Consider the following 25,693-nt stretch of genomic DNA (forward strand, 5'->3'; position numbering starts at 1 on the left):
TTGCTGATCTTCTTTGCATCCAGTTCGGGCATCGAATCATTTCCCTTTTTTACATCTGAAACTGTAGCTTCCTTTTGATGGGAAACTACGGTTGCAGCGTGTAAGTAAACTGTTATATTTTTTATCAGTTGCTTTATCAGAGGATTAATCCAGTTTCAAATCTGTTTTAACGGCTCCTATTTTAGCTTCCAATGATTTTAATTTGTCTCTAAAGTCTGCTTCTGAAGAGATAGAGTCTCTTACAGAAACATAGAACTTAATTTTTGGTTCTGTTCCTGAAGGTCTTACACAAACTTTTGTTCCATCTTCTGTATAATAAATCAATACGTTAGATTTTGGAATATCGTTCATTACTTTCTTCTCGTTCGTAGAAACGTTAAAGCTTGTTTGCTCATTATAATCGTTGATTTGTAACACTTCTGAGCCTGCTAATTCTTTTGGAGGATTTTCGCGGAAGTTCTTCATCATGTTCTGAATTTCTTCAGCACCTTCTTTTCCTTTTCTTACAATATTGATCAGTCCTTCATAATACATTCCAAGATCTTTATAGATGTCGATCATGTACTGATACATTGTTTTTCCGTTCGCTTTACACCATGCAGCAATTTCACAAGCTACAAGAATACTTCCACAAGAATCTTTGTCTCGAACAAAATCTCCGGTCATGAAACCGAAACTTTCTTCTCCACCGCATACAAACTTTTGAGTTCCTTCTGCTTCACGGATCATTTTTCCGATCCATTTGAAACCGGTAAGACCCACTTTACATTCTACACCAAATTTCTGTGCAATATCATAGAAGATATCCGAAGTTACAATCGTAGAACCGATGAATTCTTTTCCTGTAATTCTTCCCTGCTTTCTCCATTCATTCAGGATATAATAAGTAAGGATTGTATTGGTTTGGTTACCGTTCAACAGCTGCATTTCACCATCAAGATTTCTTACGGCAATTCCCAGTCTGTCACCATCCGGATCTGTTCCGATAACAATATCTGCATTGGTAATTCTTGCCAGATCCATCGCCATTTCCAGCGCTGCAGGTTCTTCTGGATTCGGAGATTCTACGGTAGGGAAATTAGGGCTTGGAATCATTTGTTCTTTTACAAGATCCACCTTTTTAAATCCTGCTTTGGCTAAAGCTTTAGGAATGGTAGTATACGTTGTTCCGTGGATAGACGTGAAAACGATATTCAAATTTTCTTTCCCAACATCCTGATAGGTAGAGTTTTCAATACAAGCATCAATATAAACATCATCCTGCTCCTCTCCGATCCATTCAATTAAATCATCATTTCCGTTGAATTTAATTTCATCAAATTTCACAGAATATACTTCTTTGATAATGGCTTCATCATTTGGCGGAACAATTTGAGCTCCGTCATTCCAGTATACTTTATATCCGTTATATTCCGGTGGATTGTGAGAAGCTGTTAATACAATTCCACCGTTACATTTTTTATCACGAACAGTGAAAGACAATTCAGGAGTCGGTCTGTGGTCTTTGAAAAGCAACACTTTAATCCCGTTTGCCGTTAAAACATCTGCCACCAGTTTTCCAAATTCTTTTGAATTATGACGAACATCGTAAGCAATAGCCACTTTGATCTCTTCTCCCTTGAATTGCTGCAACATATAGTTTGCCAATCCTTGGGTAGCCTGTCCCAATGTATATTTATTCAAGCGGTTGGTTCCTACTCCCATTATCCCACGCATTCCTCCTGTTCCGAATTCCAGTTCTCTGTAGAAAGAATCTTCCAGATCAGGGGAATTGCTGTCGATTAATGCCTGTACTGCATCTCTCGTTTCTTTATCGAAGGTATCACTTAACCAAAGTTTCGCTTTTTCTAGTGTATTCATATTTATGTCTAAGTTTTTTAAGCGGAAAAAATAAAGCTAGAGACGGGAAATTATATCCTGCCTGGTTTTAAAATTCCGGCTTTGTTTGATTTTTTATATTTTTTTATTGTTCAAGTTTGGAAGATTTTTTTAATTCTGAAAATAGAGAGATGAAAAACTAACATAACTCCCAGCCTGCATCTTCTGACTTCCTACCGAAACTAATCTAATTTCTTATTCTCAACTCTTGTCGTTTTATCAATTTTAAACGCTCTGATCGGATCGTTATAATAGATAAATTTTGCAGTATTTTGGATGTGTCCTTTTAAAGAATCTTTCACATTTACTTCTGCATAGTTTCCGTTTTTAGAATCAATATTCAGATTGGTGATTTTCCAGTAAGGAGCAATTAAACTTGCTGTATCTGAAATCTTTATAACTGCATTTTTAGATAACCCAAGGAAGTTAGCACGGCTTCTGTTGTGCATCTCCACTTCTGCTCTTCGGGTGTTTACAGATCCCATAAAGCTGGCATTATTTTTCATATTAAGCCTGAAATTGTCTGTCTTTATTTCGCTTGAAATATTAACTTCTACAGAATCCGAAACGGCTACTTTTTCAAGATTATATTTAGAATAGATGGTTACGTTGTAAAAATCTACTCCTTTTGTACCTCTTTTTTCTTTAATGGAAAGGGTTTTGTCTTTTACATCCACGTCAAGATTATTGGCAACATTGGGATACGTTTCTATTTCTACAAAATTCTTTGGCCCTCTCGCATAGAAAACACGGAATTTGCCTTCCAGATCCAGATTAACAAATTCTGAAACATCCACATCTTTCTTTTCAATATTTCCTTTCGGAGAGACTTTTCCGCAGGAAACTACAGCAACCAACATCAATGTGTATAATACTTTTTTCATATTTAATGGTAAATATTCAAATTCAATAATGATTTTATTAAAAATTTCTGAAAGTTTTTTTCAATCCTCTCATAGAAATTTTCAATGCTATTTTACAACAAAAATAGGATTAAAATTTTTAAAAATCTTTGTCTTTTGGCAATAAAATACGTGATATTTTTTAATTTTCTGGTTTTTATCTGAAAGTTTGTTTTGCGCAGCAATTGGAAATATTGAAATTACGTAAAATAACGGTAAAAATGTGTGTAAAAAATCATTTCCCGCCTGTTTTAAAACAAAAAAAGTCTTTTTTTCTATTTTTTCTGTGACTCTACTTTTTCGTATACCCAAGTTTTGGAAGCCTTTGTGGTTGAATACAGGAACAGATATTTAGAACTCAAATAAGAGATTTTCATTCGCGCCGTATCTGTTCCGTCTTTATACTTCATCATGAGTAACTCTTTTTTCCTTTGATACGTTCCTGTGTCTTCCATAGAATTGAAAGTCCCATTTTTATTGAAAGTTAGAGTTCCATTTCCATATTTTGAACTGTCATTTTTCATTTTCACAAGATCTGTATTTCTGATCTCTCCATAATATATTTCAATGAATTTCCAGGAACCCACTACTTTGTTTGAGGAGCATGATGTAATAAAAATCAGCAAAAGAGAAATGATAAAAATTCTGAACTGCAACATTAGATAGGGTTAAAAGTTTTGCAAAAATAGAAAAGCACCCTATCAATAGAGTGCTTTTCGTGATATTTTATTTTTAATCTGTAATGATTGATGAACTATTACAACTATTCTATTGTCTAGCCATTTTCAACAGAAATACCATAAATGATTAAGGCTAAAATAATTGCAGCGATAATTACGGCAATAATTAATGGTTTCCATATCGCTTTCGTAGGATACTGTTCTTCATTTGGAAAATATTTAGGCATAAAATAATAAGCAAGAAGAAATCCCCCGCCAAGGCCACATATATATGATAATGAAGTGCTAGGATTTTCCGGAATATTAACAATAACGCCAGTTAATATTGTTATTGCAATAGAAATTCCCAAAACAGTATAAGCTTCTTTCTTTTTGTTGATATCAATTAGATTTTGGTATAACAATACCCCTCCAAAAATTGTTGACATAAAGATAGAAAATCCTAAAATAGCTTTTTTAGAATATATTTTCGGTAATTTTTCCTCCATTATATTACTTCATCAATATTATAGTTCTTATGCTCGCGGTTGGTTCTGATGATCATTTCTCCTAAGAATCCTGCTATAAAAAGTAGTGTTCCCATAATCATCATAGTCAGAGCAATAAAGAACCAAGGATTATTGGTAATTAAATGTCCGTAAATTCCTCTTGCCACATCAATAAGTTTAGAAATCCCCAACCAAAGTGCCGAAAGAAAACCAACGATAAACATTAATGTTCCTACCGCTCCGAAGAAATGCATAGGTCTTCCTCCAAAACGACTTACAAACCAAAGAGTTATCAAATCCAAAAACCCTCTTACAAATCTTTCGGTTCCGAACTTTGAAGTTCCGTAAGGTCTTGCCTGGTGCTGTACTTCTTTTTCCGTAATTCTTCTAAATCCTGCATTGGCAGCCAATACTGGGATATAACGGTGCATATCTCCATACACATCAACAGATTTTACGACCTGTTTTTTGTAGGCTTTCAAGCCACAGTTGAAATCATGAAGATAAACGCCTGAAACTTTTCTCGCCGCGGCATTGAATAATTTTGACGGAATATTTTTCGTCATTACATTATCAAAACGCTTCTTTTTCCAACCGGAAACAATATCATAATTATCATGAATTACCATATTGTACAGTTCCGGAATTTCTTCTGGGAAATCCTGTAAATCGGCATCCATTGTAATCACCACATCACCGTTTGTTCTTGCAAAAGCGGCATGAAGCGCCTGTGATTTTCCATAATTTCTGGAAAATTTAATTGCGTGGATCTGAGGGTGCTGCACCTTCATGTTCTCAATAATACTCCACGACAAATCCGTACTTCCATCGTCTACAAACCAGATCTCGTAAGATAAGTTACTGGTTGTGCACACTTTATCAATTCTTGAAAAAAGCTCTTCCAGAGAGTCTTCTTCGTTCAGTAACGGAATAACTATAGATAAATTCATTTAATTTTAATAAAAATTAGGCTTCGTTTGTTTCTTCGGGTTGATGAATTGTTCGTGTTCTGAAAAACGCTCCGAAAAACACCGACAAAACTACGTAAAATATAAGAATTGCGGCAAAATATCCTGAAAAATGACTTGCGGTAAGCATATCTTTTCCTTTTACAGCTGTAGGAGTGAAGCTTTGCAGCCTCTCTTTATACTTCTGATCCAACTCATCAATGTCTTTCTGATGCTTCAAAATCTTTCTTGCAGAGGTATATTCTGTATCTAATTCTGATTTTTGTCTTTGAACATATTGGTAGTTCAACAACTTTTTAGCATCAGGATCTGCAAAGTTTAAAAAAGCATAAATACTGAAGATGGAAAGAATTCCTCCGATAAACATGGGAACGAATGCTCTTTTGAAAGCGTCTTTAAATTTTACTACTCTATGCGTGTTCCAATATACTTTTACAGACCAAAAAGCGGCGCCTGCATATAATAACGGTAAAACAAAAGCATTGGCTTTCAGCGAGATATCAAAATAATTGATTCCTGAAAAAAACGTGTACACTACAAAGAAAACGATCATTGTAGCGATAAAAAGTATAATTCCTAGTGTTGATGGACTTTTCGTCATATTTAATTTTTTAGAAAAAAGTTGAAAAATTATTCCCCTAAATGTCAGCCGATTAGCTCTACCACTGCATTTTTTCAACGAAATTTTCTTAATAAAGTTTTGAAGTTAATAAAATATTCCTACCTTTGCAACGGCAAGTCCTAAACAACTAGCTCCTGAGAATCCTCCAGGGTGGGAACGCAGCAAAGGTAATCGGTTGTAGCGGTGTGATTTAGGTAGCTTGCCATTTTTTTTTGTATTAAAGTAAGAAGAGAGGTAATTTGATAATTATCTTTTTTTGTTTTTAATACGTTACGCATCTTTTTCATTTTTCTAATTTTCAAATTACCCCGCGGTCTCGTTATCGATTAAAATTCGAATGTTTCTCCCAATTTTGGTAAAACAAGTTCTACATTTTTATCTGCAAAATGCTTTAAAGCACTTTCATGGTTGATTTCAATTGCCGGGAAAGTATCAAAGTGACATCCGATTACTTTAGGTGTTTTTAATAGCTCTGCTGCTGCGAAAGAAGCTTTTCTAGGACACATTGTATAGTGGCTTCCGATAGGAAGGATAGAAAGGTCGATATTCCCGTAAAGTCTTGGGAACAGCTCCATATCTGCCATTACTCCTGTATCACCTGCCAAATAGATATTCTTACCTTCAGGAAGTCTGAAAATATATCCTACAGGAACGCCTCCGTAGCTCCCATCTGGGAAAGAACTGGTGTGGTGAGCCGGAACCATGGAAATTTTAAGATCGTCGATTTTTGCCGATCCTCCGAGGTTCACATCGTCTGTATTGATAGCCTGTTTGAAGTAAGCGCATACTTCCGGCACTCCAATGATGGTAGCTTCAGGATAGTGCTGCAATACTTCTCCTACGTCTGCAATATGATCGCCATGCGCATGGGTAAGAAGGATGTAATCAATTTTCTGGGCGGTAATATCAAAACCTGATTCCGCTTTTTTGTAATTGTAGAAAGGGTCGCATAAAATTGTCTTGTCCTTGTACGTAAACAGGAAGCAATTTTGCCCTAAGAACTGTATTTTCATTTTAAATTTAGTTTTGAATGAATATGAAACACAAATGACTCAAATTCTTTCATCAATAACACAATGTGGTAAGTGCTAATCATAAAAGTATTCGTGTCATTCGTGTTTTATTTTTAATGCAAAAACGTTGTTTATTTATTATTTTCCCGGGAATTTGTCTTCAATAAGCCGAAGATTTATCCCATGTTCAAGATAGGCTTTACAGCCGTCTAAAACTGTTGTAAAACCACCTGTATTGTCGTTAATTACTTTGAGAAGATCTTCGCCTGTCTGGCTGAATCCATAGCTTTTAATAACAACCAGAGTTCCGTTTTCCATTGTTTTGAATTCATAGTCTACGTTTACTAAAGGCTCTCCCCATTCTGTCTTTATCAGTTGGCCGGGAATAATCTGATGAACTTTCACGACATTTTTCACTCCGTACATTTCCCATTCCCAGGTAATTTCCTTTCCTTCTTCCAGTTTTCCGGTAGATTTTGTAAACCAGAAATTTGTGGTTACTTCCGGATTGATAAATGCTTCAAAAACATCTTCAACGGGTTTTCTGATGAGCATTTGAGCTTCAACGTAGGCATTCGAATTCATAAGTGTTTTATTTTAAGATTAGTTAAATAAATTAAGTCCAGCTGCCGTAAGAATAGCCATTACAAACGTCATGATCCCAACTTGCTTTAAATACTGATCTAGCTCTTTTGGTTCTTTCACAGATAAGATCTTTCTTCTTAGTTTTGATAATGGAAACATTAGGATCATTACAATGAAAGCGTAGTAGTTTTGCCCTTGTATAAAGCCGTTTATTCCTAAAAACATAAGGATCAGCAACAAGGGAAGCTGTAGAAGAACCATTTCATAAATCATTGCATTTCTGAATCCGATTCTTAATGCAAAGCTGTTCTTTCCTGATAATCTGTCACTTTCAATGTCTCGCATGTTGTTAAGATTCAGAACAGCCATACTCATCATTCCTACTGCTGTTCCCGGCAAAAGCATGTCCCAGCTGAATGTTTTTGTAAACAGGAAATAACTTCCACATACAGAAACAAGTCCAAAGAAGATAAATACAAAGATATCTCCCAATCCCATATATCCGTAAGGCTTCTTTCCTACTGTATATCCGATGGCTGCAAGAATACTTGCCACGCCCAAACCTATGAAGATATAGAATTCATTCATATATTTCGGGATGAAAGCCACATACAATAAAGCAACTGTAGCAATAAAAGATAATGCAGAGAAAAGAATGACTGCATTTTTCATCTGTTTTGCCGTAATTTTCCCAGATGCTACAGCTCTTGCTTCTGCTTCGTTGATTCTTTTGGCATCGGTCCCTTTTACTCCATCTCCATAATCATTGGCATAGTTCGAAAGGATCTGATAAAGAAGTGTTACCAAAAGTGCCAGAGCAAAGATTTTCCAATCCCAAATTCCTCCTTCATCATGAAGTCTCCATTTGGCAATAAAGGCTCCCATAATAATTCCGCTTAAGGAAAGCGGTAAAGTTCTTAGCCTTGCGGCTTTTATCCAATCAGTCATACTATTTGTAAGTAATAAGCAATGGGTAATAAGTAATGAGCAATATTTCTCATTATTTATTACTCATCACTAATGTTATGATATCCATTGATCTTCTCCGAAGTTCGGTTTTCTCTTTTCAAGGAATGCATTTCTACCTTCCTGTGCTTCTTCGGTCATATAGGCTAAACGGGTAGCTTCTCCGGCAAATACCTGCTGGCCAACCATTCCGTCATCTGTAAGGTTCATTGCAAATTTCAGCATTCTGATAGAGGTTGGTGATTTTGCTAATATTTCCTGTGCCCATTCGTAAGCTGTATCTTCTAATTCTGCATGAGGAACTACTTTGTTCACCATTCCCATTTCAAAAGCTTCCTGAGCGGAATAATTTCTTCCTAAAAAGAAAATTTCACGAGCTTTTTTCTGCCCCACCATTTTAGCAAGATACGCAGATCCGTATCCTCCGTCAAAACTTGTTACATCAGCATCTGTTTGTTTGAAAATAGCATGTTCTTCACTTGCTAACGTAAGGTCGCACACTACGTGAAGAGAGTGTCCTCCTCCTACTGCCCATCCTGGAACAACGGCAATAACTACCTTCGGCATGAAACGGATCAGACGCTGAACTTCAAGGATGTTCAAACGGTGTCTTCCGTCTTCTCCTACATAACCCTGATGTCCTCTTGCTTTCTGGTCTCCACCACTACAAAATGCCCAACCTCCGTCTTTTGGGCTTGGTCCTTCTCCTGAAAGAAGAACAACTCCAATTGAAGGGTCTTCGTAAGCGTCGTAAAAGGCATCGTATAGTTCTGAAGTTGTTTTAGGTCTGAAAGCATTACGGACTTCCGGTCTGTTGAAAGCAATTCTTGCTACTCCATTACTTTTTTTATAGGTAATATCTTCGTATTCCTTGGCGGTTTTCCACTCTATCATCTGATAAAAATTTTTCTCAAAGATACGGAATTACAGAGAATTTCTGGGGGTGAAATTTAGGGTTTACAACAACAAAAAATGCTGATATTTTTTCAATAAAAAATAAAACCGGAACATTTACTGTTCCGGTTTTTATATTGGGTTATCAAAATGATTATTTTCCTCCAGCCGCTGTAAGTTCAGCTTCTTTGGCTTTCATTTCTTTAACTTTATCCATGTTTTTAGTTACTACATAGATTTCTTTTAAAGCAGTAACTGCGTCAAGACTCTTTGGAGATGCTTTGTACCATCCTTCAGCATAAGGTAATGCTTTGTTGAATCTTTCTCTTCTTTCGTCGATCAACTTTGAAGCTTCATCCGGCTTATCTTTTCTTAAAGCATTGATTTGTGCTACGATAGTTGCATCGTCACCAATTGTAGTATAAACCAGGTTTTGGTGTGCATCAGCAAAGTCAGGCTTAAGCTGAATAGCTTTTTTGAATGATTCTAAAGCATCATTCACTGTAGCTGGAGTTTTAGCCTGCATTACCCCAAGGTTGTACCAGTTTGTAGGGTCGTTAGGGTTTTTCGCCAATTGTTCTTTCAAACCAGAAACGAACTTATCTGTGTTTCCAGATGCAAGGTATGCTGAAGTTTGAGCTTCTTTAAGCTTAGCATTGTTTGGATATTTAGCTAATCCTTTTTCAATGATTGCTAATGCTTCATTAGATTTTTTTGCATTTAAAAGTAATGAAGACAATGTTTCATATAACTCAGGTTCTACGCTCTTAGATTGCTCTGTTTTGAAATCGCTATAATCTGGATTTTTCTTCATAAGCTCCCAAGTAGCTTTATCCAAATTCACTACCTGACCTGTTTTTTTCTCTTTTGCAGTGTAAGTAGTTTCTACTCCTGTAAATCCAGAGTTAACCAAATCTGTATATATCTTGATGGATTGGTCACTGTTATTGGCTAACGCGTGGCTAAGTCCTGCATAATACATATAAATTTTATTGTCTTGGCCTGTAGACTTCAATAAGTCATACACTTCTACAAACTTAGGTGCTGCAGCTACATAATTTTTTGCATTATATGCATCCATAGCAGCCTTGTTAGCTTCCTGAAGCTGTGCATTCAAAGCATTCGCATCTTTCTTCTGCCCAAAAGCGAAAGCAGACGCTACGATAGCCATTCCTAAAATCAGTTTCTTCATAATAACTATTTTATATTAATTGTACATTTATTCTTCAGAATTCTCAGTTTCCTCTGCTTCGTTTTCAGCCTGAGGTGTATTGTCGTCTTCTAGGTTATCAAATAGCGTTCCTGTTCCTTCCTTGATTTCTCCTTCAACTTCTCCAGCTTCTTCATTGCCTTCAATTTCTTCGGAATCATCTTCAACATCTTTATCCATTTCTACTTTTGCAATGGCTGCAATTTCGTCATTTTTCTTAAGGTTGATCAGTTTTACTCCCTGAGTATTTCTACCCATTACTCTCATTTCGTCCATTCCCATTCTGATGGCAACACCGGATTTATTGATGATCATTAATCCATCCTCGTCGGTTACGTTCTGAATAGCGATAAGATTTCCTGTTTTTTCGGTAATGTTCAGCGTGATTACTCCTTTTCCTCCTCTGTTGGTAATTCTGTAGTCTTCTACTGCAGTTCTCTTTCCATATCCTTTTTCAGATACTACAAGTACTGTTTCGTTCTCCACATCATTCACAACAATCATACCAATAGCCTCATCATTGTCTTCCATCGCAATACCACGAACCCCGATAGATCCTCTACCTACCTCTCTTACTTTTTCTTCAGGGAAACGGATACATTTACCATTTTTGGTAGCAATCATGATCTGAGAAGTACCATTAGTAAGGTATGCGCCTAATAACTGGTCATTATCTCTAATTTCAATAGCATTCACCCCATTTACTCTTGGTCTTGAATAAGCTTCCAGAGATGTTTTCTTGATTGTACCGTTTTTGGTAACCATTACAACGCTCATCTGGTTTACGTATTCAGAATCTTTAAGGTTATTGGTTCTGATGTATGCTTTGATCTTATCGTCAGGCTCAATGTTGATCAGGTTTTGTACAGCTCTTCCTTTTGCTGTTTTGGAACCTTCAGGAATTTCAAATACTCTTAGCCAGTAACATCTTCCTTTTTCTGTAAAGAATAGCATATACTGGTGGTTGGTCGCTGAAACGATATATTCCAGGAAGTCGGAATCTCTTGTTGTAGCAGCTTTGTTTCCAACTCCACCTCTACTTTGAATTTTATATTCTGAAAGTGAAGTTCTCTTAATATATCCTGCGTGAGAAATGGTAAGAACTACAGATTCGTTTGGAATAATGTCTTCGATAGACATTTCTCCTCCTGAATAGTCGATTTCCGTTCTTCTTTCGTCACCGTATTTTTCTTTGATTTCAAGAAGCTCTTCTTTAATGATATCGAATCTTCTCGGCTCATTGGCTAAGATATCTTCTAAATCAGCAATTTCTTTCATGATTGCATCGTACTCATCACGGATCTTATCAAGCTCCATTCCTGTAAGACGTGCCAATCTAAGATCAAGAATTGCCTGAGCCTGAATTTCAGAAAGTTCGAATGCTTCAATCAAGCCTTCTTTTGCAGCCTGAGGATTGGCACTGTGACGGATAATTGAGATCGCTCTGTCCAGTGAATCCTGAGAACCGATTACCTTCATGAATCCTTCTAAGATATGTGCTCTTTCTTTTGCTTTTTTAAGCTCATACTTCGTTCTTCTTACGATAACTTCATGTCTGTGCTCTACAAAGTGATGGATAATATCTTTCAGGTTCAGCTGCTCCGGTCTTCCGTGTACCAATGCAATATTGTTAACACTGAAAGAAGTCTGAAGTGCTGTATATTTATATAATAGGTTAAGAACAACATTCGGAATGGCATCATTTTTAAGTTCATACACCACACGAAGTCCTTTTCTGTCCGATTCGTCTCTGATTTCATGAATACCAGGAATTTTTTCATCCTTAACGAGCTCAGCTGTTCTGGCAATCATTTCAGCTTTGTTTACCTGATAAGGAATTTCAGTAACGATAATTGCGTTTCTGTTTCCTATTTCATCAAAGTTTACTTTTGCTCTTAAGACTACTCTTCCTCTTCCTGTATGGAATGCGTCTCTTACCCCGTCATATCCATAGATGATACCACCTGTAGGGAAATCCGGAGCAATGATGTGCTGCATCAGCTCATCAATGGTAATGTCTTTGTTATCAATATAAGCACAAATCGCGTCTACAGACTCGGATAGGTTGTGAGGAGCCATGTTGGTAGCCATCCCTACTGCGATTCCGGAAGTACCGTTTACCAATAAGTTTGGAACTTTAGTAGGCATTACGGTAGGTTCCTGCAAGCTGTCGTCAAAGTTATTCTGAAAATCAACTGTTTCTTTGTCTAGGTCTGAAAGAACCTCATCAGAGATTTTTTTCAATCTTGCCTCAGTATAACGCATTGCCGCTGGCGGGTCACCGTCCATGGAACCGAAGTTACCCTGCCCATCCACTTGTGGATAACGCAAACTCCAGTCCTGAGCCATTCTTACCATCGCATCGTAAACAGAAGAGTCTCCGTGTGGGTGGTATTTACCCAAAACATCCCCAACAATTCTCGCAGATTTCAAATATTTTCTATTAGAAAAAACCCCTAATCCATACATACCATACAGTACTCTTCTATGAACGGGTTTCAAGCCATCTCTTACATCTGGTAACGCTCTTGAAACGATAACCGACATCGAATAATCGATATAAGATGACTTCATTTCATCAACAATGTTGATAGGAATCAGTCTTTCTCCTTCTTTTTGCATAAACAAATTTTATTATAATGATAGTCAGACCCTTAGCTGAAAGTCTGAAAATTATTTATTTCCAATTTTTATTAACGGGCTAATTTACGAAAAAAATGCCGATTTTTGCGATAGAATTTATCCACAAAATCTTAAAAATTCTTAAAATATGAGCGTATTAAGTATAACTTTCCACTGTACGAAAAATAATCTGGAAGAATGGGAAAATTATATTGATGAAACATTGGTTTTAATGACCGAAAATTTGATGGATGTGAGCAAGTATATCCTTTCAGAGGTTCATAGTGATTATATTGATGAAGGAAAGAATTATAATCTGCTGTTGATTTTTGATAATGATGACCTCCGAAACGATTTTATGGAGAGCGAACTTCAAAATATTGCTGAGCACATTGAGAAAAAATTCGGACAGGAAGTCATGATCTTCAACACCTTTCTAAATCCGAAAAAGAAGAGACTGTAATAGTATCATTATAAAAGAAAAGCACTGAAATTGTCAGTGCTTTTTTTATTGTGTTCATTTTATCTGTGAAATCCACCATGATGGCCACCTCCACCCATCGGATGATGAAATCCTCCGTGATGTCCGCCACCATATACATATACTCTCTCTGTATATCTTGGACCGTAACCATAGCCGTAATTATAGTATCTTGGTCCGTAATATCCATATCTAGGCGTTCTTACTCCATAATATGCATCTGCTGTACAAGATGACAGCATGAATATTATTGTCATGACCATTATAGCCTTCAACAAAGTTTTCATTGTATTGTCACTTATTTTGTTACATTATAAAATAATCAATGTTGATGCCAAAACGATATAAAACAGAGACTGTTTTTATCCTTTTATTCTTTAATATCCATTTCTTTTTTTCACCTGTCCCGGAGCATAATCTTTTGCACTTCCGCCATAGATTTTTTTGGCCTGTCCGGGTGGAATTTTCTTCGTCTGATAGCTATTGTTATCATATGCAACACACGAAGTAAGCATACTTATTATTATAACCACCCCTCTAATTTTACTTATACTTTTCATTATTTCTCCTTTTCCAAACTTAGGTATCAATTATAACAAGGGCAATGCCAAAGTATGAATAAAGTCATTAGTGTTCAACTTTTCGTTCTTATCTGATCATTAAACGATTTCGCTTCTTTTTTCCATCATCACAAGATCTTTCCATTCGCCGTTGAGCTTGCCTATCTTTTTACGAACGCCTACTGTTCTGAATCCGTTTTTCTGATGAAATCTGATGGACGTTTCATTTTCGGAAAAAATATTGGTCTGCAAAGTCCAAAATCCGTGATCTTCGCTATCTAGAATCATTTTTTTCAGCAATACTGAACCGAGCCCTTTCCCCTGGTATTCATTATCAAAATAAATACTTACATCTGCTACCCCTTTAAAACCTTCTCTTTTGCTTACGGGTTTCAGGGCACACCATCCTACCACTTCATTGTTTTCGTTTTCCAGCACCCAGCGGCAGTCGTTGAAATATTCCATACTCCAGGCTTCTGCCGTTGGAACTTCTGTTTCCAGCGTGGCAATGCCGCTCTCTATTCCCTGTCTGAAAATTTCCAGTACCCGCGGCTCATCGTTGGGAAGCATTTCTCTTAATTCGTAGTTCATTGTAATTTAGTGGTATTTTCTTTTTATTTTTCTTTTAATTCTTGAATAATGGGTTTGTTTGCTTTTTTCATCCTCAGAAACAACACTGATATTCCCATCTACTTCCAGAACTGACAATTTGACATTTTTAATCTGATCGATCCCATGCTCTCTAATCGCTTCTTCCAGTTCACTTTGTGTAATCTTGGCCCGATTCAGAGCTGTCTGATCCGCTACTCCATCTCTGATAAGAATAACAGGTTCGTCTTCCATTAAAGTTTCAAAAGAACGATTGGAAAACATAATCCTTTTTAAAATAAAGTTAGCCACAAAAAGAACCAAAGCTGCAATAATACCGCCCTGTAAAGAAGTATCCGGACCCACCATTGCATTTTGAACAGCATTGGAAATAAGTAACAGCAATACAACATCTCCTGCGTTAAGCTGAGAAAGCTGATTTTTACCAAATAAACGAATAGCGATCACCATAAATAGGTAAACGCAAAGGGAACGAACAGCTACATTAAGAATAGGGTCCACGATTTTTTTATCTACTCAAATGTATTAAATTTTTGATTAATCCAACAGAGGTTTTAATATTGAAAGTTTAGCTGTTGGTATTCAATAATATAATGTCTATTATATAAATAAAAAATTAGCCACGAATTCACTCATAAAAATTTCGTGTACTCGTGGCTAAAAAATTAAACCATTTATAAAAAATACCGCGATTATTGTTTCTTTTTACTCAAGCGGATACTATATAAAGTAATAAGCACTGTAATAACGAGAAACAAAGCTCCGATCCATGGGGTACTTTCTAATCCTAAACTTGAAGTCACAATAATACCTCCCACATAAGAACCAATGGCAATACCAATATTAAATGCTGCGATATTAATTCCAGAAGCCACATCTTCGGTACCGGGAAGCTCTTTTTCTGCAATCTGCACCACCAAAAGCTGAAGCCCGGGAACACTGGCAAAAGAAAGCGCCCCTAGAAAGAAAAGTGTAATAATACTTAATACCGGGCTGCTTACCGTAAAATAAAAAGCCAGCAGTATTAAGCCCTGCGCGGCAAACATCCATAGAAGAGCTTTCAATGGGTTTTTATTGGCTACTTTACCTCCAATCAGGTTTCCCAGCGCAATGGCTACTCCATAAATAAGCAGAATAAAAGTTACGGTAGACTCTTGAAAACCTGTTATCTTTTGTAAAACAGGTGATAAATAGGTAAAAACAACAAACGTTCCTCCGTATCCCATAGCGGTCATCAAAAAGGCGAAAATTAATCTTTTATTTCCCAGTACCTTAAATTGACTTTTTAAAGATGCTGTTTTACCATTTTTTAAACTGTTGGGAACTAATAATAAACTTGCTAATAGTCCTATAATTCCTAATATTGACACTCCTATAAAAGTTGCACGCCAACCAAAATGTTGTCCTATAAAGGTTCCTAACGGTACTCCAGTTACAATGGCTAAAGTAAGACCGGCAAACATAATGGAAATTGCTGTTGCTCTTTTTTCTTCCGGAACCAATGATGCTGCAATTGTAGAACCGATGGAAAAGTAGACTCCGTGGGCAAACCCTGTTAATATTCTGGCGAGGACTAATGTTATAAACCCGGGCGCAATAGAGGCAAGTCCGTTTCCTATAACAAATAGCAGCATGATAGAAACCAAAAGTCTTTTACGGGGAATCTTTCCTGTTAAAGCTGTTAAAATAGGCGCTCCAATGGCTACTCCAATTGCATAAAGACTTACCAAAAGTCCAGCGGAAGGAATGGAAATTCCCAGATCGGAGGCTACAGTGGGTAGAAGTCCTACAATCACAAACTCTGTAGTACCAATGGCGAACGCACTTATTGTAAGGGCCCATAACGCAGCTGGAAGTCCTTTGCTTTTTATACTTCCAGACGTTGGACGAATCTGTATTTCTTTTTGAAAATTCATTACGTTGTAATTTTATTGATGTTGATGATGCAAATTTCCGACGAATAATTGTATTATAAAAATTATTTAAATTGTACGATTGTATCAGAATAATAATACATTTCATTTTTATGCTGAAAATTTGTTCCTTTGTATTATAATTCTCAAAAGTACATGAAGAAATCAGAAGCTACCCGTCTCAATATTCTGCAGAAAGCGTTTGAACTTATCTATATCAAAGGTTTTCAGACGACAAGCATCGATGAGATTATTGCAACGACTCAGGTGACTAAAGGGGCTTTTTATTATCATTTTAAAACCAAGGATGAAATGGGCGTTGCCATTATTAATGAATTGATGAAACCCAATTTCAGACGTACTTTTATTGATGCTCTTCAGAAAAACGACAATCCTTTGGAAAGTATTTATCAGATCATTTACCATCTTCTGATGGAAAATGATTTTTTGAAAGTTGAATATGGCTGCCCTACTTCCAATTTTATACAGCAAATGGCTCCCTGGAATGAGGCTTTTACTCAGGCTTTATTCGAGCTTTCAAGAGAATGGGAAGATGCCTTCATAGAAAGCATAGAAAAAGGAAAAGAAGCAGGCATCATCAAAAAAGAAGTAAACCCTCTAGAAGTAAGTGTCTTTGTTATTTCCGGATATTGGGGAGTGCGTAATCTGGGTAAACTTGAAAATTCAAAAGGAGTATATCTCGTTTATTTAAAGGGACTTAAATCTTATTTTAACACATTGCAATAATTTTTTCAATAAAAACATACTAATTAGTATGTTTTTTATTTTACCTTTACCACATCAAAAAAATAATTGATGTACCAAACGCTTACCTTTTTACATTCCATAACCAGATGGTTGGTTCTGCTGAATTTGATCTATACTCTTTTCCGTTCCTATAAAGGATATTTCTCCAACGGGAAATTCACCAAAACAGACGATACTGTACGGCATTGGACCGCTACGATTGCGCATATTCAATTGGTCATAGGAATGATCTTTTATTTCAAAAGTCCTATTGTTCAATATTTCTGGAAAAACTGGAAGGAGGCAAAAGAATCGTTTGATCATTTATTTTTTGGAATGATTCACATTTCATTCATGATTATTGCGATTGTTATTATTACAGTCGGATCAGGATTAGCCAAAAGAAGATCATCAGACAGAGAAAAATTTAAAACCTTGTGTGTTTGGTTTACTATTGCTCTATTTATTATTTTCATTGCTATTCCGTGGCCGTTTTCTCCATTTGCCAACAGACCTTATTTCAGATAATTATGATACATTTATTAAAATCAAAAGTCGGCCGGCTAAGGATTCTGGCCATTTTAGAAGGCATTTCATTGTTGAGCCTGGTTTTTATTGCAGTTCCTATGAAACATTGGTTGGGAAATCCTTCTTTAGTAAGGATATTAGGCCCAGTACACGGAACTCTATTCCTTCTCTTTTTGTTCAATACACTGAGTGTAGGCGTAGAACAGAACTGGAAGTTTAAAGAAATAACGTGGAAAATAATTCTGGCGTGTTTTATTCCGTTCGGAACATTTTACATTGACAACAAAATATTGAGCAAGCTATGAAAAACTTTCTCATACTGTGTGGAATTGTTTTTACTCTATATATTGTATATAAGGTTTACCGATTCAATACATTGGACAAAGGATTGCCTCAGCTGGTCAGAAACGGAGCAGTCATTCTCGATGTAAGAACGGAGAAAGAATATGTAACAGGACATATAAAAGGTTCCGTAAATATTTCACTGGGAAGCATCAGAGAGCGTTATGTAGAGCTTGATCCTAAAAAAGTATATATTACGGTATGTTCTCATGGCCTTCGAAGTGTGAAAGCAGAAAATATTTTAAAGGAGAAAGGCTTCCCACATGTTTATAATGGCGGAGCATGGAGTGATTTGCAGAAGACGATTACCCCATAAAATAAAGGAAGATGAAGAAACTTCTTACATTACCTTCGTCTTCCTTTATTCCCAAAATTTTAAACCGTTTTATCATTCAACCACACTACTTTCTGTTCAGAAAGATGCTCCTGCCCTATAATTTCTCTGTACAATTCCGGTCTTCGGGCCTGTATGTATCGGTATCCGCCTGCCTGGGTAAGCTTTTCCGGTGTAAGAACGGCAGATTCAAAACTGTCATCAAAAGAACGGCATTCTGCAATAACATCACCAAAAGGATCGATAATCATAGAGCAACCGTTTTTCAGCTGATCATCATCCATCCCGATAGGATTTGAAAAAACAATATATGCTCCGTTATCATAAGCTCTTGACGGAAGCCACTTCATCAGCCAATCCCGGCCCTTCATTCCGTTGAACTCCAGTCTTAAAGAGGTAGGATCAGCTACTCTATTTTGCCAAAGATCAGGATTCACAAAACCTGCCCCCGGCCTTGTAGAAGGTGTACACATAGTAACATGAGGCATAAAAATGATATCTGCGCCAAGAAGTTTTGTCGCTCTTACGTTCTCAATAATGTTATTATCATAGCAGATAAGAATACCGCATTTCCAACCCATAATATCAAATACACAATATTCGTTTCCGGGTGTAAGATGAGGATTGATGAACGGATGTAGCTTTCTGTACTTAGCCTTCAAGCCGGTTTTATCAACACATACATACGCTTTATAGAGAAAATCTTTTTCATCTTTTTCAAAAAGCCCTGCAAGAATCGTAATATTATGTTTTTCTGCAATCTGTTGTAATCTCTGAATGCTTTTTCCTTCAGGAATAATTTCGGCAATATCAAGAAGCTGTTCTTTGGAAAGTTTTCTGGCAAAAGTATATCCGGTAATGGAACATTCGTGAAAAGCGATTACATGAGAACCCTGAGAAGCAGCTTGTGCTGCCAATTTTTCTATAACGGAAAGATTGTATTCTTTATCTCCGCTTTTATTTTCGAATTGTGCTGTTGAAATGGTAATGTTCATTATTTTTTTCAGCAAAGCTACAGGACCTCATCGCCGAAAAATTGTATAAAACCGACTTTTGGATTTACAGTTCAATGAAATTAACCGCCATTTTGTTTTCGGTTTTCAAGTACTGCTTCGGGGTTAGACCTACATTATTCTTAAATTCCCTGATTAGGTGAGATTGGTCCGTATATCCTGCATCACAAGAAAGCGCTGTCAGATTTTCATTATATTTTCTCTTATTCATAAGGCTTAAGAAGTAATGAAGACGGATAATATTACTGTATTTCTTAGGAGATATTCCCATATAATTATCAAACTTTCTTTCCAGATGCCGTTCGGTATATCCTGTGAAATTTTCTAATTCTTTTGAAGATACAGAACCTTTATGCTGAAGAATATACTTTTGAACGGCTGTTATAAAATCATAATCCGACGTATTTTCTCTGATGATCAATTCTGTAAAAAAAATGTTAAGATCACGAATAACAGTCAAAGGAGTGATCTTGTTTAAAAGATTTTCCTGAAAACGCTGGAAACTGTTTTTTAATACATCTTCAACGGAAATAATACTGTCGCGGACTTCTTTAGCGGAAGCTTTCACAAGGAGATTCAAAAAATAAGGCTGAAATACTACTGCTACCAGGGAAAACGGTCCCTTGGAATAAAAATCTTTATAACTGCTTAAAGCTCCATAGAAAAAAGACAGCGGCATATGTTCCTCAGAACCGGAAGAGTAAAGATTCATATCACCTGATAAAATAAGTCCGGTACTGCCATCGGAAAACAGACGAACATTCCTGATCTCCTTTTTAGAACTCTCTAAAAAGATATAATGTCTTATAAAAGGAGACAGATGTTTTGGTGGCGGAATCTGCATATTCAAATGTACACAAATTACCTGTTAAGAACAATTAATTCCTCAAGTTAAGCTTTTCATCAAATCATTACAAAAAATTTTTTTATTGTTAAAAAACAGCACATGTACCACACGTAATTTCCGTTTGGTCAGGTATTTGAATATTTTATTATCATTATTCCTGAAAAGGATTTTCATTATGAACCAATCACTAAAATAATATACGATGTCAACACAAAATCTTACCCACCTCGAAGCGATCAAAAAAATCAAAGAACTTTCGGAAAGTGCCAAAATATGTATGTTCTGTACAGAATTGGAAACAGTTCCTGTAACGTCAAGACCAATGACCCTTCAGGAAACGGATGACAGCGGAAATCTCTGGTTTATCAGCAGCGGAACCAGCAACAAAAATTTTGAAATAAAAGAAGACCGCAGAGTACAGCTGTTCTTTATGAATAATGGTGATGCACAATATCTATCCGTTTACGGAAAAGCCTCTGTATATAAGGATAAAGCTACCATAGAGGAAAAATGGTCTCCGCTTGCCAAAGCCTGGTTTGACGGGAAAAACGATCCGAATGTTACCATTATTCGGGTAGAACCTAAAGAAACATATTACTGGGATACTAAAGCAGGAAAGCTTGTCAGTCTTTTTAGTTTTGTGGCTGCCGCTATTACAGGTCATAAAACGAATAATTCTGACGGAGTTGAAGGAAATGCAATTATTTAAAGGTATAGCCTATTCTTTGAAAATATGTTTGAAAATAAAAAAGGCGGTTCATTTCTGAAACCGCCTTTACAAGATTAAAATATTGCTTTACTATAAGCTAAAGAGATGTGATGATATTTCTTAATTCTTCTATTTCTTTATCGGTTAGAGGTTTCAATGGACTTCTCAGATTTCCACCTTCTTCACCAAGGATATTCAATCCTGCTTTAACGGCTCTTGGAAGCCCTTTATTCACAATAAACTTCAACAAGTCAAATTGTTGATAGAAAATCTCTTTTGCCTTTTGAAGATTCCCTTCCTCCACAGCGTTATACAATTCCACTGTAAGTTCAGGGATCAAATTGGGAGCAGCGGTACACCAACCTTTTGCCCCGGCAGTAAATGCGGACAACGCAAGAGGATTAGATCCGTTATAAAAAGCCACATCTTCTCCCAGTTCTTTTCTCAAGAAGTGCATCCTCTGAATATCTCCCGTACTTTCTTTAATCATCGTAACATTGGGAATTTTCAGCAATCTCTTTAATAAACTAGGAGACATATCTACTCCACTGGTTGCGGGATTATTATAAGCCATAATCGGGATTGAAATTTTCTGGGCTACAGCATCATAATGTGCTACAATTTCATCGTCAGTAAGTTTCCAATAGCTCATTGGGATGATCATAACCGCATCTGCTCCAGCCTGCTCTGCAAACTTTGCATGATGGATTGTTCTTTCAGTAGTCAGATTGGAAACTCCTACAAGCGTTGGTATTCTTCCTTTTACCTGTTGTATCGTAGCTTCTGTGATGGCTTCTTTTTCCTCATCGGATAAATAAGGCATTACACCGGTACTTCCTAAGGGCGCAATCCCGTGGCTCCCGGAAATAATAAGTCGTTCTACCAGATTCTTAAATAATGGAATATCAATCTTTTCCTCATCATCAAAAGGAGTAATGGGATAAGCAATGATGCCTTTAAATGGAACATTATTCATTTTTGGTCTATTTTAATTGTAATCATTTTAGTTATAAATCTCTTCCTTCTTCTTCTCTCAGGGCTACTCCCAGATTCTGCAATTGAGGTGCATTTTCACAGGCAATGTATTTTGCAGGTTCTGTATCACTCATATTCTGATGTTTATGCCATGCCCATGAAGGAATATAAACCGCATCACCCGCTTCCCAGTGTACTCTTTCATCTTCTACTTCTGTCCAACCCTTTCCTTCTATAACAAAAAGAACGGTCTCATAAGTATGGCGGTGTCTGTTGGTCTGCTGCCCCGGCAATAAACCTCCGATTGTCATACTTACATTTTTACTTGGAAGGTCTACAAAGAAAACCGGATGCTTTCTTTCTGTTGAAAACTCGTTGTGTTCTCCCGCATTTTCTACATTTTTATGAATTAAATGACTTGGTTTTACATACTTTGGTCTTGCAAAAGTTTCATGAAAATCTTTTGAACTGAATTGTTTTTTGTCCATAATTTTAAAAATTAATAAGTTCTTTGCTTTATTGCATGACAAAATTATTTTATATTTGGACTACTTAAATGATTCAGTTTTTACATAAATAGATAGTCCAGATGCTTAGACCTTGGAAATTAGAATTAGAAATTGATAAAAATCTTGACAAAGCAGTCTATCTTCAGATTGCAGATACCATCATTGGAGATATCCGTTCAGGAAGGCTGCAGTCCGGAGATGCTCTTCCCGGAAGCAGAAAACTGGCCATGAGCTTAAAAATCAACAGAAATACTGTTGTAGAAGCATACCAGGTACTTATTAACGAAGAATGGGTGATTTCTAAAGAACGTAAAGGTATTTTCGTCTCCGATCAACTTCCTTCTTTACGGGAGCAAAGACACGAGAAACGAAATGATCCCTCCCATCTCCTCAGTTCTCTTCATGGGAAAATGATCAATTTTGATGACGGTCATCCTGATAGTAAAATTGCGCCCGTCACAGAACTGGCGAGAGCTTACAGACAAATTTTCAGTATCAAGGCAAAGTGGCAGATGATGGGATATGGAAATGAACATGGGGAGACAGAATTCAGGAGAATGATTTCTCAAATGTTGAATCATCAGCGAGGCATGCAGATCAATGAAAATGAAATTTCAATTACAAGAGGGAGCCAGATGGCCATGTTTCTGACTGCTCAGAGTCTATTAAGCTCCGGTGACCATATTATTGTAGAAAATCCAGGATATCAACCCGCCTGGCAGGCTTTTGAATATGCCGGAGCCCAGCTTTTACCCGTAGAAGTAGATGAGGAAGGAATATGTGTAAAAACGGTAGAAAAGCTTTTAAGCCAAAATAAAAATATAAAAGCCATATACATCACTCCTCACAGACAATATCCTACTACGGTTACGTTAAGTTTGGTAAGAAAATTACAACTTATTGAGTTATCCAACCAATATCATGTAACCATTATTGAGGATGATTATGACAATGAGTTTCATTTTGGCTACCGTCCTATTCTTCCCCTTTCAAGTTTTCCGGAACTGAATCATTATGTTTATATCGGTACATTAAGTAAAGTGGTTGCTCCCGCTTTGAGGATTGGCTATCTGGCAACCAAAGATCAGGATTTGTTACAAAAAATAGGAGCTTTGAGAAAAATTATTGATGTACATGGAGATGTCATTATGGAGCATGCTGTTCTTCAGCTGATCAAGGAAGGAGCCGTAAAGAAACACATCAAAAAAGCAACGGTACATTATAAAGGCAAAAGAGATTTCGTATTTAAACTTTTGCAAATGCATATGCATGATATTTGTGATTTTACACTTCCTGAGGGTGGATTAGCTTTTTGGATTGTTCCTAAGGCGAATTTAAACTGGGATTCTGTAACCTCTGCGTTATGGGAAAGGAATATTAAGATCATTCACCCTAAACAGTACAGTCATCAACCGATTAATGGATTTAGACTAAGTTATGGAGCACTTTCTGAGGAGCAACTGGAACAAAGTATACCGATTATTGCAGAAATTCTCAGAAAATTGGCTGAATAGGCTATCTCTCCTTCTTAGTATATAAAAACCAGGCTGCCTCATTTCTGAAACAGCCTGATTCTGATTTTTATGGATATTGAACGATGAGAACATCGCTGCAAAATATTTTATCTATTGTTGATCTCGACTGTTACAGGCATTACATAGGTATAAGCCATCATATTGTCATTGAGGTCTTTGCGGTCTACTCTGTAATCAAGCTCGCTCAAAACAGTTTCAATTTCCTTGTCTACGGTTTTGCAGTCTCCGTTGGAATGAACATTGACAATTTTCCCGTTTTTGGCAATATCAAATTTAACAACTGAATTCACTGTTCCCTGCTGATATTCCGGATTGGTAAGGTCAAAATTCGCCATCAATTTGCCTCTGATATCATTGAAGGTTTCATTTTTAGTCAGTTGAATTTCCTGAATAGTATTATGATCTGTAGTTTGAGCTTTAACAGTGTCCAAAATAGCAACGAAGCCGCAAACAAAAAGTGAAGCCAAGAATATTTGAATTTTATTTTTCATAACTAACTGGTTTTAAGAATTATAATAACATTATTTTGTATCTCTTATCCAAAGTTATTAAAAATAATTCATATTAATTTTACATTGAGTTAACATTGAGTTAACATTGAGTTAACATTAAAACATATCACATTGATTATCAATTATATAAATTTTAAAATAATTGAAAATTTAATATTGAGGCTTTATTATACCTAATTGTTCTGCAATATCTTGCTTATATTTTTCGAAAGGTGCATTTGTAGACTCGAAAATTTCATAACCGAAAATATCTTTTTTAACTGTAGAAATATCCCTTTTAATTAGGCTAGCAATATTGGATATTTCTTTATCAGGATATTTCTTTCTTTTATCAATTAAATCAAAACAAATATTTTTATGGTATTCATACCTACCTTGAAGATTAAAAATATCAATAAATTCTTTTACCCCATTATTCGAATGTTTATTTTTTAAATCAATAATTACATCCTCAATTTGCTGTACTTTTTCAATCTTACTTTTAAAATCAGAATCATTTACATTAAACTCTAATGTAAACGTTGTGTTTTCATCAAAATTAAAACCTTCAGAACTTGGACATATTTTAGCTAAATCACTACTAATCGAAAATTCATTTGCTAATTTTAATTTTGAATTACATGTATAGCAAGAAGGGACTAAATTAAATAATGAAATTGAGAAATATGGATATTTACTCTTAGGCAGTACATGATCTAGTGTAAAATGGTATTTATTATTTTTTGCCTCTTTATAAACATTAACAAAATCTATATTACAATAGTAACATGATTTTATTTGTAACACATTAGATTTCTCAATAAAAAACTCTGAGATTACGGAGTGAATTGTATTATTTTCGTATAAAATTTTGTCAATTCCTTTAAAAACTCCACACAACTCTTTATTTATCTCAGAGTTTATTATCTTTTTTAATGATTCATCAGCTGTTTTACCAACTTCAATTTTATTAATTCTGTTTTCAAAATAGCGTTCAATATATGGTATCTCTGCTCTAAATAGAGTTTTTATTTTATCTTTGACTATAACTTGTATATAATCATTTTCAATTTTCTCATTAATCTCGAGCAGCTTTTCAAAGTTAGATAATAAAACTTCTTCAATGGAAACTCCTGGAAGTATTGCTAAAACTTCATCATTAAACTCTAAGCCATTATACAATAAAAATCTTTTATCTCTTTTATGAAGTATTTTATTATAAAAATCTTTTACTAATACATCATGCGAAATATTATTACATAACTTCCTCAT

At 35.9% G+C, this 25,693-nt stretch carries 30 protein-coding genes and 1 other RNA gene; 8 read left to right on the forward strand and 23 right to left on the reverse strand.

Annotated features, from left to right (window positions below; translation table 11 throughout):
* Nucleotides 1-144: 144 nt before the first annotated feature.
* The 6 genes from ACL9RH_RS06230 to ACL9RH_RS06255 form a co-directional block, all read right to left on the reverse strand.
* The gene (locus ACL9RH_RS06230) at nucleotides 145-1,860 is read right to left on the reverse strand and encodes a phospho-sugar mutase (protein ID WP_422692477.1); all 1,716 of its coding nucleotides are present in this window, start codon (nucleotides 1,858-1,860) and stop codon (nucleotides 145-147) included.
* Between the two features lie 200 nt (nucleotides 1,861-2,060).
* A complete protein-coding gene (locus ACL9RH_RS06235; RefSeq protein WP_422692478.1) occupies nucleotides 2,061-2,762 on the reverse strand; it encodes a GIN domain-containing protein in 702 nt (233 codons plus the stop codon).
* Between the two features lie 293 nt (nucleotides 2,763-3,055).
* Nucleotides 3,056-3,439, reverse strand: coding sequence for a hypothetical protein (locus ACL9RH_RS06240; RefSeq protein ID WP_422692479.1), 384 nt, complete (start codon nucleotides 3,437-3,439; stop codon nucleotides 3,056-3,058).
* Nucleotides 3,440-3,555: 116 nt separating this feature from the next.
* Nucleotides 3,556-3,948, reverse strand: coding sequence for a hypothetical protein (locus tag ACL9RH_RS06245; protein WP_422692480.1), 393 nt, complete (start codon nucleotides 3,946-3,948; stop codon nucleotides 3,556-3,558).
* The gene (locus ACL9RH_RS06250; protein WP_422692481.1) at nucleotides 3,948-4,898 is read right to left on the reverse strand and encodes a glycosyltransferase family 2 protein; all 951 of its coding nucleotides are present in this window, start codon (nucleotides 4,896-4,898) and stop codon (nucleotides 3,948-3,950) included. Before ACL9RH_RS06250 ends, ACL9RH_RS06245 begins: the two co-directional genes overlap by 1 nt.
* 16 nt (nucleotides 4,899-4,914) lie before the next feature.
* The gene (locus ACL9RH_RS06255) at nucleotides 4,915-5,517 is read right to left on the reverse strand and encodes a DUF4199 domain-containing protein (RefSeq protein WP_422692482.1); all 603 of its coding nucleotides are present in this window, start codon (nucleotides 5,515-5,517) and stop codon (nucleotides 4,915-4,917) included.
* 131 nt (nucleotides 5,518-5,648) lie between these two features.
* Between ACL9RH_RS06255 and ffs the strand changes: the two genes are divergently transcribed.
* Nucleotides 5,649-5,746: signal recognition particle sRNA small type (ffs, locus tag ACL9RH_RS06260), an RNA gene on the forward strand.
* Nucleotides 5,747-5,864: 118 nt separating this feature from the next.
* Here ffs and ACL9RH_RS06265 read toward each other — a convergent pair.
* The 6 genes from ACL9RH_RS06265 to gyrA all read right to left on the reverse strand — a co-directional run bounded on the left by ACL9RH_RS06265 (nucleotide 5,865) and on the right by gyrA (nucleotide 12,828).
* The gene (locus tag ACL9RH_RS06265; protein WP_422692483.1) at nucleotides 5,865-6,551 is read right to left on the reverse strand and encodes a metal-dependent hydrolase; all 687 of its coding nucleotides are present in this window, start codon (nucleotides 6,549-6,551) and stop codon (nucleotides 5,865-5,867) included.
* A gap of 138 nt (nucleotides 6,552-6,689) precedes the next feature.
* Entirely contained in the window at nucleotides 6,690-7,136 is a 447-nt protein-coding gene (locus tag ACL9RH_RS06270; RefSeq protein WP_422692484.1) for an SRPBCC family protein, read from the reverse strand.
* An 18-nt stretch (nucleotides 7,137-7,154) separates the two neighbouring features.
* The gene (menA, locus tag ACL9RH_RS06275) at nucleotides 7,155-8,084 is read right to left on the reverse strand and encodes a 1,4-dihydroxy-2-naphthoate octaprenyltransferase (RefSeq protein ID WP_422692485.1); all 930 of its coding nucleotides are present in this window, start codon (nucleotides 8,082-8,084) and stop codon (nucleotides 7,155-7,157) included.
* A gap of 75 nt (nucleotides 8,085-8,159) precedes the next feature.
* Complete coding sequence (locus ACL9RH_RS06280; RefSeq protein WP_034697698.1) at nucleotides 8,160-8,996, reverse strand: 1,4-dihydroxy-2-naphthoyl-CoA synthase; 837 nt, start codon at nucleotides 8,994-8,996, stop codon at nucleotides 8,160-8,162.
* A gap of 154 nt (nucleotides 8,997-9,150) precedes the next feature.
* Nucleotides 9,151-10,188 (reverse strand): tetratricopeptide repeat protein, encoded by a 1,038-nt coding sequence (locus ACL9RH_RS06285; RefSeq protein ID WP_422692486.1) that lies wholly within the window; start codon nucleotides 10,186-10,188, stop codon nucleotides 9,151-9,153.
* Nucleotides 10,189-10,215: 27 nt separating this feature from the next.
* Nucleotides 10,216-12,828, reverse strand: a complete 2,613-nt coding sequence (gene gyrA, locus ACL9RH_RS06290) for a DNA gyrase subunit A (RefSeq protein ID WP_422692487.1) — start codon at nucleotides 12,826-12,828, stop codon at nucleotides 10,216-10,218.
* A 148-nt stretch (nucleotides 12,829-12,976) separates the two neighbouring features.
* Here gyrA and ACL9RH_RS06295 point away from each other — a divergent pair, with 148 nt between their 5' ends.
* Nucleotides 12,977-13,291, forward strand: a complete 315-nt coding sequence (locus ACL9RH_RS06295; RefSeq protein ID WP_422692488.1) for a DUF4286 family protein — start codon at nucleotides 12,977-12,979, stop codon at nucleotides 13,289-13,291.
* A 59-nt stretch (nucleotides 13,292-13,350) separates the two neighbouring features.
* Here ACL9RH_RS06295 and ACL9RH_RS06300 read toward each other — a convergent pair whose 3' ends face one another.
* The 5 genes from ACL9RH_RS06300 to ACL9RH_RS06320 all read right to left on the reverse strand — a co-directional run bounded on the left by ACL9RH_RS06300 (nucleotide 13,351) and on the right by ACL9RH_RS06320 (nucleotide 16,394).
* A complete protein-coding gene (locus ACL9RH_RS06300; protein WP_422692489.1) occupies nucleotides 13,351-13,566 on the reverse strand; it encodes a hypothetical protein in 216 nt (71 codons plus the stop codon).
* Nucleotides 13,567-13,686: 120 nt separating this feature from the next.
* A complete protein-coding gene (locus ACL9RH_RS06305; RefSeq protein WP_422692490.1) occupies nucleotides 13,687-13,869 on the reverse strand; it encodes a quinol oxidase subunit 4 in 183 nt (60 codons plus the stop codon).
* Between the two features lie 99 nt (nucleotides 13,870-13,968).
* Nucleotides 13,969-14,460 (reverse strand): GNAT family N-acetyltransferase, encoded by a 492-nt coding sequence (locus ACL9RH_RS06310; RefSeq protein WP_422692491.1) that lies wholly within the window; start codon nucleotides 14,458-14,460, stop codon nucleotides 13,969-13,971.
* Between the two features lie 6 nt (nucleotides 14,461-14,466).
* Nucleotides 14,467-14,979, reverse strand: coding sequence for a DUF421 domain-containing protein (locus ACL9RH_RS06315; RefSeq protein ID WP_422692492.1), 513 nt, complete (start codon nucleotides 14,977-14,979; stop codon nucleotides 14,467-14,469).
* Between the two features lie 191 nt (nucleotides 14,980-15,170).
* A complete protein-coding gene (locus tag ACL9RH_RS06320; RefSeq protein WP_422692493.1) occupies nucleotides 15,171-16,394 on the reverse strand; it encodes an MFS transporter in 1,224 nt (407 codons plus the stop codon).
* A 153-nt stretch (nucleotides 16,395-16,547) separates the two neighbouring features.
* Here ACL9RH_RS06320 and ACL9RH_RS06325 point away from each other — a divergent pair, with 153 nt between their 5' ends.
* The 4 genes from ACL9RH_RS06325 to ACL9RH_RS06340 all read left to right on the forward strand — a co-directional run bounded on the left by ACL9RH_RS06325 (nucleotide 16,548) and on the right by ACL9RH_RS06340 (nucleotide 18,324).
* Entirely contained in the window at nucleotides 16,548-17,138 is a 591-nt protein-coding gene (locus tag ACL9RH_RS06325) for a TetR/AcrR family transcriptional regulator (protein ID WP_422692494.1), read from the forward strand.
* A 69-nt stretch (nucleotides 17,139-17,207) separates the two neighbouring features.
* Nucleotides 17,208-17,666, forward strand: a complete 459-nt coding sequence (locus ACL9RH_RS06330) for a hypothetical protein (protein WP_422692495.1) — start codon at nucleotides 17,208-17,210, stop codon at nucleotides 17,664-17,666.
* A 2-nt stretch (nucleotides 17,667-17,668) separates the two neighbouring features.
* A complete protein-coding gene (locus ACL9RH_RS06335; RefSeq protein ID WP_422692496.1) occupies nucleotides 17,669-17,971 on the forward strand; it encodes a DUF3817 domain-containing protein in 303 nt (100 codons plus the stop codon).
* The gene (locus ACL9RH_RS06340) at nucleotides 17,968-18,324 is read left to right on the forward strand and encodes a rhodanese-like domain-containing protein (RefSeq protein ID WP_422692497.1); all 357 of its coding nucleotides are present in this window, start codon (nucleotides 17,968-17,970) and stop codon (nucleotides 18,322-18,324) included. The genes ACL9RH_RS06335 and ACL9RH_RS06340 overlap by 4 nt, the downstream gene beginning before the upstream one ends.
* Before the next feature lie 59 nt (nucleotides 18,325-18,383).
* Here the strand turns inward: ACL9RH_RS06340 and ACL9RH_RS06345 are convergent, their stop codons facing one another.
* Both ACL9RH_RS06345 and ACL9RH_RS06350 read right to left on the reverse strand, forming a co-directional pair.
* On the reverse strand, nucleotides 18,384-19,337 hold the full coding sequence (locus tag ACL9RH_RS06345) for a nitrilase family protein (protein WP_422692498.1): 954 nt from the start codon (nucleotides 19,335-19,337) through the stop codon (nucleotides 18,384-18,386).
* A gap of 64 nt (nucleotides 19,338-19,401) precedes the next feature.
* Entirely contained in the window at nucleotides 19,402-20,199 is a 798-nt protein-coding gene (locus ACL9RH_RS06350; protein ID WP_422692499.1) for a DUF6597 domain-containing transcriptional factor, read from the reverse strand.
* Between the two features lie 205 nt (nucleotides 20,200-20,404).
* Between ACL9RH_RS06350 and ACL9RH_RS06355 the strand changes: the two genes are divergently transcribed.
* Nucleotides 20,405-20,911, forward strand: a complete 507-nt coding sequence (locus ACL9RH_RS06355) for a pyridoxamine 5'-phosphate oxidase family protein (protein ID WP_422692500.1) — start codon at nucleotides 20,405-20,407, stop codon at nucleotides 20,909-20,911.
* A gap of 97 nt (nucleotides 20,912-21,008) precedes the next feature.
* Here ACL9RH_RS06355 and ACL9RH_RS06360 read toward each other — a convergent pair whose 3' ends face one another.
* A complete protein-coding gene (locus ACL9RH_RS06360) occupies nucleotides 21,009-21,887 on the reverse strand; it encodes a dihydrodipicolinate synthase family protein (protein ID WP_422692501.1) in 879 nt (292 codons plus the stop codon).
* Between the two features lie 31 nt (nucleotides 21,888-21,918).
* Nucleotides 21,919-22,374, reverse strand: coding sequence for a cupin domain-containing protein (locus ACL9RH_RS06365; RefSeq protein WP_422692502.1), 456 nt, complete (start codon nucleotides 22,372-22,374; stop codon nucleotides 21,919-21,921).
* Between the two features lie 101 nt (nucleotides 22,375-22,475).
* On the opposite strand from ACL9RH_RS06365, the gene ACL9RH_RS06370 reads away from it, so the two are divergent.
* Nucleotides 22,476-23,909, forward strand: a complete 1,434-nt coding sequence (locus ACL9RH_RS06370; protein WP_422692503.1) for a PLP-dependent aminotransferase family protein — start codon at nucleotides 22,476-22,478, stop codon at nucleotides 23,907-23,909.
* A 107-nt stretch (nucleotides 23,910-24,016) separates the two neighbouring features.
* Here ACL9RH_RS06370 and ACL9RH_RS06375 read toward each other — a convergent pair whose 3' ends face one another.
* Together ACL9RH_RS06375 and ACL9RH_RS06380 are read right to left on the reverse strand one after the other, a co-directional pair.
* Nucleotides 24,017-24,421: a hypothetical protein gene (locus ACL9RH_RS06375; protein ID WP_422692504.1), complete on the reverse strand. Its 405-nt coding sequence runs from the start codon at nucleotides 24,419-24,421 to the stop codon at nucleotides 24,017-24,019.
* Between the two features lie 171 nt (nucleotides 24,422-24,592).
* Nucleotides 24,593-25,693 carry an HNH endonuclease gene (locus ACL9RH_RS06380; protein ID WP_422692505.1) on the reverse strand — a complete coding sequence of 367 codons (1,101 nt, stop codon included), beginning with the start codon at nucleotides 25,691-25,693 and terminating at the stop codon, nucleotides 24,593-24,595.

It is taken from the genome of Chryseobacterium sp. Mn2064, assembly GCF_049319685.1.
Lineage (GTDB): Bacteria > Bacteroidota > Bacteroidia > Flavobacteriales > Weeksellaceae > Chryseobacterium.

Bases quoted from the DNA above. Each gene is read 5' to 3' on its own strand.
- ACL9RH_RS06295 (WP_422692488.1), top strand. From the start codon at position 12,977: ATGAGCGTATTAAGTATAACTTTCCACTGTACGAAAAATAATCTGGAA.
- gyrA (WP_422692487.1), bottom strand. From the start codon at position 12,828: ATGCAAAAAGAAGGAGAAAGACTGATTCCTATCAACATTGTTGATGAA.
- ACL9RH_RS06365 (WP_422692502.1), bottom strand. From the start codon at position 22,374: ATGGACAAAAAACAATTCAGTTCAAAAGATTTTCATGAAACTTTTGCA.
- ACL9RH_RS06340 (WP_422692497.1), top strand. From the start codon at position 17,968: ATGAAAAACTTTCTCATACTGTGTGGAATTGTTTTTACTCTATATATT.
- ACL9RH_RS06285 (WP_422692486.1), bottom strand. From the start codon at position 10,188: ATGAAGAAACTGATTTTAGGAATGGCTATCGTAGCGTCTGCTTTCGCT.
- ACL9RH_RS06310 (WP_422692491.1), bottom strand. From the start codon at position 14,460: ATGAACTACGAATTAAGAGAAATGCTTCCCAACGATGAGCCGCGGGTA.
- ACL9RH_RS06350 (WP_422692499.1), bottom strand. From the start codon at position 20,199: ATGCAGATTCCGCCACCAAAACATCTGTCTCCTTTTATAAGACATTAT.
- ACL9RH_RS06250 (WP_422692481.1), bottom strand. From the start codon at position 4,898: ATGAATTTATCTATAGTTATTCCGTTACTGAACGAAGAAGACTCTCTG.
- ACL9RH_RS06330 (WP_422692495.1), top strand. From the start codon at position 17,208: ATGTACCAAACGCTTACCTTTTTACATTCCATAACCAGATGGTTGGTT.
- menA (WP_422692485.1), bottom strand. From the start codon at position 8,084: ATGACTGATTGGATAAAAGCCGCAAGGCTAAGAACTTTACCGCTTTCC.
- ACL9RH_RS06360 (WP_422692501.1), bottom strand. From the start codon at position 21,887: ATGAATAATGTTCCATTTAAAGGCATCATTGCTTATCCCATTACTCCT.
- ACL9RH_RS06375 (WP_422692504.1), bottom strand. From the start codon at position 24,421: ATGAAAAATAAAATTCAAATATTCTTGGCTTCACTTTTTGTTTGCGGC.
- ACL9RH_RS06240 (WP_422692479.1), bottom strand. From the start codon at position 3,439: ATGTTGCAGTTCAGAATTTTTATCATTTCTCTTTTGCTGATTTTTATT.
- ACL9RH_RS06345 (WP_422692498.1), bottom strand. From the start codon at position 19,337: ATGAACATTACCATTTCAACAGCACAATTCGAAAATAAAAGCGGAGAT.
- ACL9RH_RS06270 (WP_422692484.1), bottom strand. From the start codon at position 7,136: ATGAATTCGAATGCCTACGTTGAAGCTCAAATGCTCATCAGAAAACCC.
- ACL9RH_RS06370 (WP_422692503.1), top strand. From the start codon at position 22,476: ATGCTTAGACCTTGGAAATTAGAATTAGAAATTGATAAAAATCTTGAC.
- ACL9RH_RS06320 (WP_422692493.1), bottom strand. From the start codon at position 16,394: ATGAATTTTCAAAAAGAAATACAGATTCGTCCAACGTCTGGAAGTATA.
- ACL9RH_RS06280 (WP_034697698.1), bottom strand. From the start codon at position 8,996: ATGATAGAGTGGAAAACCGCCAAGGAATACGAAGATATTACCTATAAA.
- ACL9RH_RS06245 (WP_422692480.1), bottom strand. From the start codon at position 3,948: ATGGAGGAAAAATTACCGAAAATATATTCTAAAAAAGCTATTTTAGGA.
- ACL9RH_RS06325 (WP_422692494.1), top strand. From the start codon at position 16,548: ATGAAGAAATCAGAAGCTACCCGTCTCAATATTCTGCAGAAAGCGTTT.
- ACL9RH_RS06265 (WP_422692483.1), bottom strand. From the start codon at position 6,551: ATGAAAATACAGTTCTTAGGGCAAAATTGCTTCCTGTTTACGTACAAG.
- ACL9RH_RS06380 (WP_422692505.1), bottom strand. From the start codon at position 25,693: ATGAGGAAGTTATGTAATAATATTTCGCATGATGTATTAGTAAAAGAT.
- ACL9RH_RS06255 (WP_422692482.1), bottom strand. From the start codon at position 5,517: ATGACGAAAAGTCCATCAACACTAGGAATTATACTTTTTATCGCTACA.
- ACL9RH_RS06305 (WP_422692490.1), bottom strand. From the start codon at position 13,869: ATGAAAAGTATAAGTAAAATTAGAGGGGTGGTTATAATAATAAGTATG.
- ACL9RH_RS06335 (WP_422692496.1), top strand. From the start codon at position 17,669: ATGATACATTTATTAAAATCAAAAGTCGGCCGGCTAAGGATTCTGGCC.
- ACL9RH_RS06300 (WP_422692489.1), bottom strand. From the start codon at position 13,566: ATGACAATAATATTCATGCTGTCATCTTGTACAGCAGATGCATATTAT.
- ACL9RH_RS06230 (WP_422692477.1), bottom strand. From the start codon at position 1,860: ATGAATACACTAGAAAAAGCGAAACTTTGGTTAAGTGATACCTTCGAT.
- ACL9RH_RS06355 (WP_422692500.1), top strand. From the start codon at position 20,405: ATGTCAACACAAAATCTTACCCACCTCGAAGCGATCAAAAAAATCAAA.
- ACL9RH_RS06235 (WP_422692478.1), bottom strand. From the start codon at position 2,762: ATGAAAAAAGTATTATACACATTGATGTTGGTTGCTGTAGTTTCCTGC.